10 protein-coding genes are annotated in these 12853 nt (G+C 41.6%); 1 reads left to right on the top strand and 9 read right to left on the bottom strand.

The genetic code is table 11. The features are described 5' to 3' along the window. Nucleotides 1–43: 43 nt before the first annotated feature. Nucleotides 44–1645, bottom strand: a complete 1602-nt coding sequence (locus tag ACPPVU_RS06965) for a Gfo/Idh/MocA family protein (protein ID WP_426670962.1) — start codon at nt 1643–1645, stop codon at nt 44–46. A gap of 224 nt (nt 1646–1869) precedes the next feature. Here ACPPVU_RS06965 and dapA point away from each other — a divergent pair, with 224 nt between their 5' ends. Continuing rightward, nucleotides 1870–2766: a 4-hydroxy-tetrahydrodipicolinate synthase gene (gene dapA, locus ACPPVU_RS06960; RefSeq protein WP_426670961.1), complete on the top strand. Its 897-nt coding sequence runs from the start codon at nt 1870–1872 to the stop codon at nt 2764–2766. A 103-nt stretch (nt 2767–2869) separates the two neighbouring features. On the opposite strand, the gene ACPPVU_RS06955 is transcribed toward dapA, so the two are convergent. From ACPPVU_RS06955 to murG, 8 genes are all read right to left on the bottom strand, one after another. Beyond that, complete coding sequence (locus ACPPVU_RS06955) at nt 2870–3046, bottom strand: histone H1 (protein ID WP_147031674.1); 177 nt, start codon at nt 3044–3046, stop codon at nt 2870–2872. 314 nt (nt 3047–3360) lie between these two features. After that, entirely contained in the window at nt 3361–4794 is a 1434-nt protein-coding gene (locus ACPPVU_RS06950) for a glycoside hydrolase family 125 protein (protein ID WP_426670960.1), read from the bottom strand. Nucleotides 4795–4875: 81 nt separating this feature from the next. Beyond that, nucleotides 4876–6120, bottom strand: a complete 1245-nt coding sequence (locus ACPPVU_RS06945; RefSeq protein WP_426670959.1) for an aminotransferase class I/II-fold pyridoxal phosphate-dependent enzyme — start codon at nt 6118–6120, stop codon at nt 4876–4878. A gap of 240 nt (nt 6121–6360) precedes the next feature. After that, nucleotides 6361–7965 carry a cell division protein FtsZ gene (gene ftsZ / locus ACPPVU_RS06940; RefSeq protein ID WP_426670958.1) on the bottom strand — a complete coding sequence of 535 codons (1605 nt, stop codon included), beginning with the start codon at nt 7963–7965 and terminating at the stop codon, nt 6361–6363. A 135-nt stretch (nt 7966–8100) separates the two neighbouring features. Beyond that, nucleotides 8101–9441, bottom strand: a complete 1341-nt coding sequence (gene ftsA, locus ACPPVU_RS06935; protein ID WP_426670957.1) for a cell division protein FtsA — start codon at nt 9439–9441, stop codon at nt 8101–8103. Nucleotides 9442–9447: 6 nt separating this feature from the next. Then, nucleotides 9448–10302, bottom strand: a complete 855-nt coding sequence (locus tag ACPPVU_RS06930; RefSeq protein WP_426670956.1) for a cell division protein FtsQ/DivIB — start codon at nt 10300–10302, stop codon at nt 9448–9450. After that, entirely contained in the window at nt 10295–11653 is a 1359-nt protein-coding gene (murC, locus tag ACPPVU_RS06925; RefSeq protein WP_426670955.1) for a UDP-N-acetylmuramate--L-alanine ligase, read from the bottom strand. Before murC ends, ACPPVU_RS06930 begins: the two co-directional genes overlap by 8 nt. Nucleotides 11654–11707: 54 nt before the next feature. After that, a complete protein-coding gene (gene murG, locus ACPPVU_RS06920; RefSeq protein WP_426670954.1) occupies nt 11708–12844 on the bottom strand; it encodes an undecaprenyldiphospho-muramoylpentapeptide beta-N-acetylglucosaminyltransferase in 1137 nt (378 codons plus the stop codon). Nucleotides 12845–12853 lie beyond the last annotated feature (9 nt).

Raw genomic sequence — 12853 nt, 5'->3', positions numbered from 1 at the left:
CCAAACGGGCACCTGCTTTTTCTCCTGCTTATCTGATAATTTTTTAAATGGTTTTAGGATCCCAGCCCGTTCTGTAATCACGAGTTAGGTATTTATTTGCATCGGGTACGTTGGTTATCTGTCGGCTTGTGGCATCATATTTTAACAGGTGCCCTGACCTTAAAGAGGCAGCGTATAAATTGACAGCTTCAGTTAGCGCCTCGGCTTCAATAAAGCTGCCCGGGTATTGCTTACCGGCTTTGCAGGAGTCGGCAAATAACTGTAAGGCATTTATCATTTTATCATGTCCATAAGCCTGTCCACCCGGAATATCTGCCTTTACTTCCTTCTTTTTTTTCGAGAAAAGTCTCGGGTTTTGCACATAAAAGCCGGCAAGTATTTTACCTTTCTCGCCTACAAACATAAACCCTTCGGCAGGTAGTTCTTCGTTGATATCTCTCAACTCATCAGGCAGCGGGGGTCGCATGCCACCATCATACCAGCAAAGATCAACCGGCGGCCTGTCGCCATTTGCAGGATATTTGAAGCGTACGGTCGAAGCCATCGGGAACGAGAAATTATTACGTACACTATTCGGCGTAACGTCGTTCATGGTGACGAAGTGACTTAAGTTGGGTTCAATGATCTCGGGCGAGGTCAGTTGCAGTGCATTGAACACCGTCCACAAGCTGTAATGTCCCATATCGGCCATAGAGCCTCCACCGAAATCATACCATCCCCTGAAAAACATATTGGTATATTCTGGTGAATATGTGCGATCTGCTTCGGGCCCCAGCCAGAGGTCCCAGTTTAGACCATCCGGAACAGCCACCGTTTCGGTAGGAAGCGTAGGGAACTGAGGCCATACAGGGCGGTTAGTCCAGTTATGTACCTCTTTTAATTTCCCGATCTTGCCTGAATTGATCCACTCCATTACCTGGTCCATCTTGCCATTTGAATCCCATGGTATAAGGTGGGTTACAATATTACTTTTTTGCCTGGCCAGTTCTATCACCGCTTTTCCTTCAAGCAAACGGTTAGAGACAGGTTTCTGCATCAGCACGTGCTTATTTCTCTTTAAGGCTGCAATGGCAAACAAGCCATGCAAATGGTCAGGTGTTATTATCTTTACTGCATCCAGGTCCTTTTCCTTCTCCAATAATTCACGATAATCGGCATAAGCGGTACAGGCTTTGAAGTTATCTACGCCCCTGTTATTACTATAAAAAGTATCAACTATATTCTTCCCGTTCTCACGGCCACCGACAACTGTGTTATCGCCACCCGGGTTCCAGTCGGGCTTGCCGATGGCTTTCCTTACCTCATCTCTTATCCCATATTTTGACCAGTCCCTATAGCCCACAGCATATTGATTAGGGTCGCATACGGCTACAATTTGTATTGACGGGACTGCCAGCAATGGCAGTATCTCTCTCATGCCCTGCGTTCCGCAGCCTACATAGGCCAGGGTAAGTTTATCACTTGGCGCAATATAGCCTGTGCCGCCAAGTACATGCCGGGGGACAATGGTAAGCGCTAAAGCGCCTGTTGCAGCTGTTTTAATAAATTCACGGCGATCGATGTGAGATTTGGTTCCGGTAGCGGCTAAAGCTTCTTTTTCTTCCGAACCCGGTTTGTTGTTGACATTGGGAGTCTCTTTTTTCATAATAGGCTGGTTTATAATTGGTAATACAAATTAGTCACAATAACATTTAAAAAGAAAACAAACCGGTATTCCATCACAAATTTTACATTGGTTATCAGTGGCTTCTATGACATTGCAACAACCAGTACAAATTATTTTGTATTGACCAGAGATTGATTCATTGCTATTTTCTGGTGCACACTAAAAAACTAATTATTATCTTAGCATCCTTTTTTATTACAACAATGAATAGATTTTATGGCACAGGGGTAGCTATGGTGACCCCATTCGATGCAGAGGGACAAGTAGATTATCAGGCGCTTAAAAACCTGATCAATCATTTAATTGATGGCGGGGTGGAATACCTGGTATCATTAGGTACAACCGGCGAATCAGTCACATTGAGTAAGGAAGAGAAGAAGAAGATCTGGGCCTTCACCGCCGAGGTAAACAACGGTCGTGTTGGCCTTATAGCAGGTATCGCAGGCAATAATACCCTGGAGGTTGTTGAAGAGATAAAGAAATTTGATACCACCGGATACAATGCCATACTTTCTGCTAGTCCAAACTATAATAAACCAACACAGGAAGGTATATATCAGCATTATAAAGCTATCGCAGGCGCTTCAGCCCTGCCTGTGATATTGTATAATGTACCCAGCCGTACAGGCAGCAATATTGCTGCAGAGACAACGGTAAGGCTTGCGAAAGATTTCAAAAATATTATCGGCATTAAAGAAGCATCAGGCAATTTTGATCAGCTTAACCAGATCATGCGCGATAAACCTGAAGATTTCCTGATGATATCAGGCGATGACCCGATCAGCTTACCAATGATTGCGTTGGGCGGTGTTGGTGTTATTTCCGTGGTAGGCAATGCACTTCCGCGCCAGTTCTCGGATATGATCAGACTTTGTTTGCAAGGGGATTTTAAAGCTGCACAAAAAGGGCATTCAGCTTTAATTGAATTTACCCGGATGATGTTTGCCGAAGGCAGCCCGGCTGGAGTAAAAACATCTCTGAAATACTTAGGTGTTTGTGGAGATACAGTAAGACTGCCGTTAGTACAGGTAAGCCCTAAACTGGCTGAAAAAATAGTAGCAGAAACTAAGATGTTGGCGGCACCGGTTGCTGTACACTAATTTCAAATATAAAGAACATCAATTTAGAGATACCTTCTATAAAGAAAAAAAACCCGCGACTTTAGGTCGGCGGGTTTTTTTGTGATAAAGCAAAGATAAATACTTATGCTTTGTTTTTTGATTCTTGAATTTCCAGACGGATAGCTTGAGCTAAATTCTTAAGGTCCTGCATGCCTTTACGTACGCGTGTTCCGGCAGCGCTGTTTCCTTTGTTGTAGAATTTGTCAGCATCTGCTTCCAAAGATGCGACAAGGTTTTTTACATCAGTAAATTTTTTCATTTGAGTTACTCCTTTTAATATTGAGGTTTATTGTTTTAATTAAAGCTAATCTAATTTGTTTTTATTAAAAAAAAAACTTTTCAGCTTAAAAAATACGGCCTTTAAACTGCTTTTTTTCCACATTTGGAATATTGGAGGCCTCAACAATAATTATTATACCTATTAATAGCTAAAATGACATATAATAAGTATTTCATACTTTAATTATTCAATAAATAATTAAAGTATAGATTAATAATAACAACAATTTTACACAAATTAAATTTAAAGGGCGATTATCGACTATATTTAATAATATAATTTATAAAAAAATACTATATAGTTGTTTTTAATATTTCAGGGTGATATTGATGTGTTTTTATGATCAATTCTCCAAAAAGTGTATTGGCCCAGGCAAACCATTTGCGGGTAAAGTCGGTTGGGTTGTCTTTATTAAATGATTCGTGCATAAAACCAGTGCCCGCGTGGGTATGTTTAAGCCATCTCAAACAGGTTGTTATCTCAGTTGGGTTGGTTGACGTTAATGCCCGGATGATAATACTCATAGGCCAAATGTAACCAAGTCCCACATGCGGTCCGCCTATACCTTCGGCAGCACGCCCTCTGAAAAAGTAAGGATTAGCATTACTTAATACAAATTTACGGGTATTTTGATAAAGCGGGTCGTTAACATTCATAGCGCCCAGGTAAGGCAAAGCCAATAAACTCGGCACGTTGGCATCATCCATAAATAACTGGTTACCATAACCATCTACCTCATAGGCTAATATATTACCATAAATAGGGTGATGGCCTACAGCATATTTATGCAAGGCCGTTTCTACTTCCAAAGCCAATGTTCTGCAGGCAGTACCGGTTGCATGATCGCGTCCTATTTGCTCAAACATTTCGGCCATTTGCCTTAAGCTTATCACCGCGAAATAGTTTGAAGGAACAAGGAACGGGTAAATAGTAGCATCGTCAGATGGCCTGAAGACTGAACAAATTAAGCCCACTGGCTTTATAGGATTGCCATAACCCCCATTAGGTGCAGTATCACTGGCTACTTCTGTTTTCCGTTGAAAATGGTAAGGCCCATGCCATTTTTTACGTTGTTGGGTCCTGAAAGTAGCTAATATAAGCTTGCCCGCTTGTTGCCATTGCTTATCAAAAAAACCGGTGTCACCACTGATCTTCCAATAATTATAGGCCAGCCTTATAGGGTAACACAGTGAATCTACCTCCCATTTACGTTCATGCAATTCGGGCTTCATGTCTGTACTGTCACTGTCCCACTCGCTGCCTGTTGCTTTCTCGTTAAACGCATTGGCATAAGGATCTATTAGTATACATTTGGCCTGCCGGTTGGTCACGCCCAATATCAATTGCCTTAATTGGGGATCATTTTTGATCAGGGGCAAATAGGGCCAAACCTGTGCTGATGAATCGCGCAGCCACATTGCGTCAATATCCCCGGTGATCACAAATGTATCCGGTTTGGCAACATCTTTATTGTTAAATTTTACAGTAGTATCCAGTGTATTGGGATAGCAGTTCTCAAACAGCCATGCCAGTTCAGGATCAGTAATATCTGCTTTCACTTTTACGATCTTATCTTCAACAGCGCTGCTGGTAAACCTGCGTACATCAGGCTTCACACGTTTGCTCTCAAATTGGTTACTGTCAACAAACCAAGATGGTTTTAGACCTATTCCTATACCGGCGGTTGTGATACCATTTAGTTTAATAAAATTGCGGCGCGTAATCATAGCAGATAGTTAGTGAAGATGTAAAAATAAAAAAGCCTTTCGTATAACCGAAAGGCTTTCAAAAATGTTTGATGGCTATTGTTAAGCAACAGCCATTTTATTTTCTTTATAGAAACCTGCTTTTAACTTTTCACCCATTTCACTGTAAGCAGCCAAGGTGCGCTCTACATCTTCTGCGGTATGTGCCGCAGTAGGTATTAAACGCAGCAGGATCAATCCTTTAGGAATAACAGGATAAATTACAATTGAGCAGAATATGCCATAATTCTCACGCAAGTCCTTTGTAAGTGTGGTGGCTTCATATAGGTCGCCTTGTAAAAATACAGGTGTAACCATGGTATTGGTTATGCCAATATTAAAACCACGTTCTTTTAACCCGGCTTGCAGCTGATTGGCGATTTTCCAAAGTTTTTCACGCAATTCTGGCTTTGATTTCAGAAGCTCGAAACGTTTCTTAAGACCCAAAACCATTGGCATTGGTAGCGCCTTAGCAAATATCTGCGACCGCATATTGTAACGCAGGTAATCAATTACTTCTTTATCACCGGCTACAAATGCACCTATACCCGCCATTGACTTAGCAAAAGTGGCAAAGTAAACATCTACGCCTTCAATACAATCCTGTTCTTCATGTGTACCAGCACCGGTTTTACCCATAGTACCAAAACCATGAGCATCGTCAACCAGCAAACGGAAATTGAATTTATTTTTTAAGTCGACAATCTCTTTCAGCTTACCTTGCGCACCAGACATACCGAAAACACCTTCAGTAATCAGTAATATACCACCGCCTGTTTGCTCTGCTAACCTGGTTGCACGCTCCAGTTGCTTTTCGCAGCTTTCCATATCATTATGCTGATATACAAAGCGCTTGCCCATGTGCATACGCAAACCATCGATAATACAAGCATGTGACTCAGCATCATAAACGATCACGTCATTACGATCAACCAGTGAGTCTATAATAGACACCATACCCTGGTAACCGTAGTTCAGTAAAAAAGCATCTTCTTTACCTACAAATTCAGCAAGGTTGTTTTCTAATTCTTCATGGTGGATTGAATTACCTGACATCATACGTGCACCCATCGGGTAAGCCATACCGTAGTCGGCTGCAGCTTGAGCATCGGCTTCCCTTACTTCGGGATGATTAGCCAAACCCAGGTAATTGTTAAGGCTCCAAACCAAATGTTCCTTGCCATTAAATAACATGTGCGGACCAATTTCACCTTCCAATTTAGGGTATGAAAAATACCCATGTGACCATTTCTGATGTTGGCCCAGCGGCCCACCCATCGTTTTCGATATCTTGTCAAATAAATCCAAAGTGCTGCTTTTTATAGTTAATGTACAAATATAGCCCTTAAACGGCGTTTTGCCAAAGCTTATAACTTTTTATAATAGCCTATAAACGTTATACGCGAAGTTTTAGATATGGGATTAGAAAATTATAATTTTCTATAAAGCAATTAAGCCTTAAAAGATAAGGCTTAATTTAAAATCTGATTGGTAATGGTAACCCAATATAACATCACGAAACAGATTCTCCCATTTGTATTTGCAAGTCTAATCCACATTATCGTGAAGGAAAGAATTATTATTACGTATTTCTATTTTACCCTCTTCGTCGGGCAATAAGGAGAACCTTGATACCTGGCTTTCATCTGATGAAGGAGTTTGCTGTAATGCGATCTCCTTGCGTTTATAGGCAGGTACGTTTTCTAGTTCCTGTATATTCCCATTGCGCAATTTCATGCTCAGATCTTTTAAGCGCATAATACGTTCACGTGATTTGCGCAACTGATCCTCTATGCTCTCATTGGTTTTATGATCATCAACACCAGCAACCGGCTGTGGTTCCGGTTCAGGCTGTGGTGGTTCAGGAACTTTTTCAACTTTAACCGGCTCAAAATTCATTACCGAATCAGCAATTTTGAAGGTGAATTCTTCCTGAACTTCATGCTCAGCTGCTGCTGCAGGTTCTTCCGGAGTCAGGTTATACTTTACAACAGAAGGCTCTTCAGATTTTGCAAACAGATCAAATAATCCAGCTTGCTTTTGCTCTTCTTTTATTGGTTTGATAAAAGGCTCGGCAGCAACTTCAGATTTAACCTGGGTAATAAATTCATTTACAACAGGTCTAACCAAAGGTTCTGGCTCAGGCATTAACATCGATACCACCTTCTTGCTGCTTTGCTCTTTCTCACGTTCGTCCCTGGTTTGGAAACCAGTAGCAATAATAGTTACCGATAATTTATCGCCCAAGGCCTCATCACGACAATTACCCCAGATCAGGTCTGCAGCCAGGCCGGCTTCTTCCTGTATAAAATCAGTAATAACAGACACTTCATCCATCGTTACTTCTTTATCACCTGAACTGATATTTAACAGGATATATCTTGCACCTTCAATTTCGTTATCTTTCAGCAGTGGAGACAACAAAGCACCTTCAACAGCTTTCAGAGCGCGATTCTCACCTTCGGCAGTTGAACTACCCATGATGGAAACTCCGCTATCCTTCATCACTGTACGCACATCTTTAAAGTCAACGTTGATATAACCAGGCAATGTGATGATCTCGGCAATACCTTTAGCGGCAGTGGTTAAGATATTATCTGCCTGGGCAAATGCTGACCCTAACGTAAGATTACCAAATATTTGGCGCAGCCTGTCGTTAGATATCACTAAAAATGAATCAACGTATTTTTTCAACTCTTCCAAACCTTCTTCGGCCTGCAGCTTACGACGCTTGCCTTCGAATGAGAAAGGTGTAGTGATAATACCAACAGTTAATATGTCAAGCTCCCGGGCAGCTTTGGCTATGATAGGGCTTGCACCTGTACCCGTACCACCGCCCATACCTGCTGTTATAAACAGCATCTTGGTATTGGAACCCAGCATCTGTTTTATATCATCAATATTTTCGATAGCCGAGTTTTTACCTACTTCGGGTATTGAGCCTGCGCCCATACCTTCGGTTAAACTGGCACCTAATTGAACTTTATTGGGGATTGGGCTTAACTCCAAAGCCTGTGCATCAGTGTTGCAGATTATGAAATCCACACCGGTAATACCTTGCTTGTACATGTGGTTTACCGCATTGCCACCGCCACCGCCTACACCAATTACTTTGATGATAGACGACTTTTCTTTTAACATCTCGAACTGCATATTCCTTATTTCCAGTTAAATGTGAATGACGAATTGATTTGATTACCCATTGTAATATTATAACTTTTTCAACAAAGTTTTTCCACAATTGTCAGTAATGTGGAAAAGTCGCTTATTGTTAATAATATACTCAGGTTATTTAAGGAAGTCTTCGTCTTTAATATCGTCCTTAATAAATTTCTTTCCTGTTTCTAATAATTTGCCTAACAAACCGAATTTCCTGTCATCGGTATACTTGGCTTTCTCAATTTTTACTTCAGCAGTAACAGGTATATCATTGTATTCCATTTTCTGGATACCTTTTATCAAAAGACCTATACCTGTAGCAAAAGTCGGGCTCTGCAACTCTTCATAAACATTTTTAGGAAGCAGTTCATTTTTAGCCAGGTGCTCATTCGGATATCCTACACGGCAATCTAACCCCGTTACGTATTCTACCAGTTGCTGCAAATGTTTTAGCTGTGCGCCGCCACCTGTTATTACGATACCGGCTATCAGTTTTTTCTCATAACCTGATGATTTGATCTCGTAATAAACATGCTCAACTATTTCCTCCATACGTGCCTGTATCACGTAAGCCAGATTCTTTACTGATATTTCCTTTGGCTCGCGGCCACGTAAACCGGGTACACATACAATTTCATTCTCTTTGTTCTCTTCAGCCAAAGCTGAACCGAAACGTACTTTAAGCTGCTCGGCGATGTTGCGCATTACCGAACATCCTTCGCGTATATCCTCGGTCACACTGTTACCACCAAAAGGGATAACAGCAGTATGACGTATAATGCCTTCGTGGAAAATAGCCACATCCGTTGTACCGCCACCTATATCTACCAATACTACACCGGCTTCTTTTTCTTCATCGCTTAATACCGACTCTGACGAAGCCAATGGCTCCAATATCAGTTCCTGGCTTTCAAGACTAGCTTTATTGACACATTTCACAATATTTTTAATAGCCGTAACCTGCCCTGAGATAATATGGAAATTTGCCTCAAGACGCACGCCTGCCATACCTATAGGATCTTTTATACCCGGTTCATTATCTACCGTAAACTCCTGCGGCAATACGTGGATGATCTCCTCACCCGGAGGCATCACCAGGTTATACATATCTTCTACCAGTTTGTCAATATCCTTGCGGCTTATCTCGGTGTGCAGGTCTCTCCGGGTGATTAAACCGCGGTGCTGCAAACTTTTGATGTGCTGACCGGCAATACCCACGTTTACCACACGTATCTCCACGTTGGATTGTGTGCCCGCAACATCTACCGCAATAGTTATACCCTGTACTGTTTTATCGATGTTCGATACCATGCCACGGGTTACGCCGGCTGATTCGGCTTTACCAATGCCCAATACCTCTATTTTACCGTTTTTACTGCGACGCCCAACAATAGCACATATTTTTGTAGTTCCGATATCCAATCCTACTACAATTGGCGAACTTTTTTCGTGTGTTGAACTCTTGTCCATAATCAATTAATTGTTTGTGAATGTGTCTTTACCCATTTTTGCCGAATCCGCTTGGGCTATTGCTTTCAGCGAATCCTTTTTAAGATTATCGTTCTTTACGCCTACCACCTGGTTAGCGAATTTAATGTTGATCAATTTGTACCTGTCCCAGCCCACCTGCGGTAATGCCTGCTTGTAAAACACCAGCAGGTTATGAAACTTATTCTGCAATGAATCCGCATTGCCCAGCAATATCCTGTTAGTCCCAATCCGTGGTATCAATTCTATCTCGTGATCCTGAGTTACATACAACTGCGTAATCTGTGCGCTCCATAGCGAATCCTTGTTAATGAACTGAGCCGTTTTATATAACTCAGTTACTATTTCAGTGTGTAACGTATCCAGCTTATTCCCAAAGACCTCGTCGATATAACCATTTGCTACCAATACTTTTGCCGTAAAGTTTGACGACATTGGTATCTTCAGGCCATGCTGATCAATATAAAAATCCTGCCCCGCCTGGTTCATCACCCGCATAACCGGCTCGCGCTGACTTATTTCTACTTTGATTATCCCATCCATATCAGCATAAACTTTGGCTGATTCAATAAAAGGGTTAGCCTTCAATCTTTTTTCCAGGTCGTGCAAATTAATGCTCTCCATATTGCGACCAACCAACTGATGCTTATGTACGTTTATAATATTGTCAACCTCTTCCTTGTCGATAAAATACTGGTTACCCGGAATGTATATTTTTACTGCTTTGCAAAACACTCCCGACTTTTTAAATTCAATGAAACTCATCAGCACAACCAGTCCACCCAGGCTTACAGCCCAGGCACAACCGATTAAAATGCGCTTCCAGATGCGTTTCTTAAACATTTTCTAAAGCCTTTTTTAAAGGTGCAACCAATTGATCAATATCACCTGCGCCCACTGTCAGCAACAGTTCAGGCTTTTCAATCCTTACCAGGTCGACAGCTGCCTGTTTCCCGCATTTACGTTTATCCAGCAAATGCATCCTGTCTAGTATCATATCTGCATTCACGCCTTCAATCGGCAGTTCGCGTGCAGGGTAAATATCCAGCATGATCAGTTCATCACTCATATCCAGCACCTCGGCAAAGCCATCGGCAAAATCACGGGTGCGGGTATATAAGTGAGGCTGAAAAATTGTTGTGAGTTTTTTATGCGGATATAAACTTTTGATCGAAGTGATAGCAGCCCTCAACTCCTCAGGATGGTGAGCATAATCATCTATGTAAATATTTTTGTCATTTTTAACTATGTATTCAAACCTGCGTTTAACTCCTTTGAAGGAGCCAAGTGCACTCTTGATCAGCTCAGGGGCGATATCCAGCTTTAAGGCGACTTCAATAGCAGCCGTTGCATTCTCTATATTATGCAATCCGGCGATACCCATGCGGATATTAGTGATCGTAGTATTACCATTCTTGAAATCGAAATAGAAGTCTCCCTGCTCAATATGGATATTCTGTGCCTTTACATCCGCAGGCCCATGTGCGCTGTAAGTAATGCCATTGGTAGTTAACGGCAGATCTTCGTGATAGATCAGCGTTCCATTCTCTTTTATCTGTAATGCAAATTGCCTGAACGACTCTGTTAACTGATCATGACTGCCATAAATGTCCAGGTGATCGGCATCCATAGAAGTGATGATAGCAATATCAGGATGCAGTGTCAGGAATGAATGGTCATACTCATCCGCTTCCACTACTACAATATTATTATTACCAAACAATACATTACTGTTATAATTGGATGCGATACCACCCAAAAAAGCAGAACAATCTTTACCCGAATCTTTCAGGATATGTGCCACCATACATGATGTGGTGGTTTTGCCATGCGTACCTGCTACAGCAATCGTAAACATGGTTTTGCTGATCAAACCTAATACCTGCGAACGCTTAAACAGCTCAAATCCATTCTTTTTGAAAAAATTTAGAATAGCTGAATCCTGAGGGATTGCGGGCGTATAAATGATTAGCGTACCTTCATTCGGTGTCTGATAACTAAGTGGTATCCAGTCTTCCCGGTCATCAAATATTATTTGTATACCCTCATGATGCAGTTGAACTGTCAGATCGGTTGAAGTTTTATCGTAACCACAAACTATACATCCTAAATGGGCAAAATATCGGGCAAGGCCGCTCATACCGATGCCTCCGATACCAATTAAGTAAACTCTTTTAATGTTTTGCAGTTCCATTGTTTTTTCAAAAAAGCCCCCCCGCAACCGCACGGAGAGCAGGCCGAAATTTAATTAACGCGCTATATTAATAACCTCTTTTGCGATCACTTCATCTGCATCAGGCAGGGCCAGTTTGCTGATATTATCGCTTAATATTTTTTTCTTTTCCTCGTCATTTAGAAGCAGCAATGCTGTATCTATTAAATCATTTATCGCTTTTCTGTCCGCCACATATACGCACGCATCCTCCTTTACCAGTGATTTGGCATTTTTTGTCTGATGATCTTCGGCCACGTTTGGCGAAGGCACCAGGATCACTGGTTTGCCCACCACACACAATTCGGCAATGGTACCTGCGCCCGCTCTCGATATAATTATATCAGCAGCCGCGTAAGCCAGATCCATACGTTGCACAAACTCCAGCACCTTAATGTCAGGGGTAAGGCTGTTACCCACTTTCATCTTTACTTCTTCATTGTAATATTTACCCGTTTGCCATATTATTTGCACATCTGCAGTTTTAATTTTATTCAGATCAGCCAATACGCTTGCGTTCAACGTCCTCGCGCCCAAACTACCGCCAATCACCAGTATTGTTTTTTTATTGGGTGAGAGATTGAACTCCTTAAAAGCCTCTTCTCTTTTTCCTTTAATTTCAACCGATTCCCTTCGCACCGGGTTCCCTGTCTTAATGATCTTATCGGCAGGGAAAAACTCTTCCATGCCATCGAAAGCAACGCATATTTTTTGGGCCTTTTTACCTAATCTTTTATTTGTAATACCTGCATAAGAGTTTTGCTCCTGTATCAGGTACGGTACCCCTTTTAAAGATGCAGCATACAATAAAGGCCCCGAAGCATAACCACCTACACCAACTATTGCATGAGGCTTGAAATGTCGCATTATTCTCATCGATTTAAGCACACTGGCTACCAACTTAAAAGGAAGCGTTAAATTTTTCCAGATCGATTTCCGCTGTATTCCCTGTATATTCAACCCCACAATTTTATAACCCGCAGCTGGTACCTTGTCCATTTCCATCCGCCCTTTAGCGCCTACAAATAATATCTTCGTTTTTGGATCTATTTTCTTTAAAGCATTGGCTATGGCAATAGCCGGGAAGATATGTCCTCCTGTCCCACCCCCGCTTATGATTATTCTTTTACGCCTCACAGATTTATTATTTTTTTTATTAATTGTACTTAGCATTGGTCAATA

This window comes from Mucilaginibacter sp. McL0603 (assembly GCF_049992945.1).
Lineage (GTDB): Bacteria > Bacteroidota > Bacteroidia > Sphingobacteriales > Sphingobacteriaceae > Mucilaginibacter.
Note: the sequence above shows the minus strand (reverse complement) of the source record. Positions and strands in the feature narration are given on the sequence as shown.

What these genes read in the sequence shown, in the direction of transcription:
- ACPPVU_RS06965 (WP_426670962.1), bottom strand. Translation starts at nt 1,645, where the DNA reads ATGAAAAAAGAGACTCCCAATGTCAACAACAAACCGGGTTCGGAAGAA.
- dapA (WP_426670961.1), top strand. Translation starts at nt 1,870, where the DNA reads ATGAATAGATTTTATGGCACAGGGGTAGCTATGGTGACCCCATTCGAT.
- ACPPVU_RS06955 (WP_147031674.1), bottom strand. Translation starts at nt 3,046, where the DNA reads ATGAAAAAATTTACTGATGTAAAAAACCTTGTCGCATCTTTGGAAGCA.
- ACPPVU_RS06950 (WP_426670960.1), bottom strand. Translation starts at nt 4,794, where the DNA reads ATGATTACGCGCCGCAATTTTATTAAACTAAATGGTATCACAACCGCC.
- ftsZ (WP_426670958.1), bottom strand. Translation starts at nt 7,965, where the DNA reads ATGCAGTTCGAGATGTTAAAAGAAAAGTCGTCTATCATCAAAGTAATT.
- ftsA (WP_426670957.1), bottom strand. Translation starts at nt 9,441, where the DNA reads ATGGACAAGAGTTCAACACACGAAAAAAGTTCGCCAATTGTAGTAGGA.
- ACPPVU_RS06930 (WP_426670956.1), bottom strand. Translation starts at nt 10,302, where the DNA reads ATGTTTAAGAAACGCATCTGGAAGCGCATTTTAATCGGTTGTGCCTGG.
- murC (WP_426670955.1), bottom strand. Translation starts at nt 11,653, where the DNA reads ATGGAACTGCAAAACATTAAAAGAGTTTACTTAATTGGTATCGGAGGC.
- murG (WP_426670954.1), bottom strand. Translation starts at nt 12,844, where the DNA reads ATGCTAAGTACAATTAATAAAAAAAATAATAAATCTGTGAGGCGTAAA.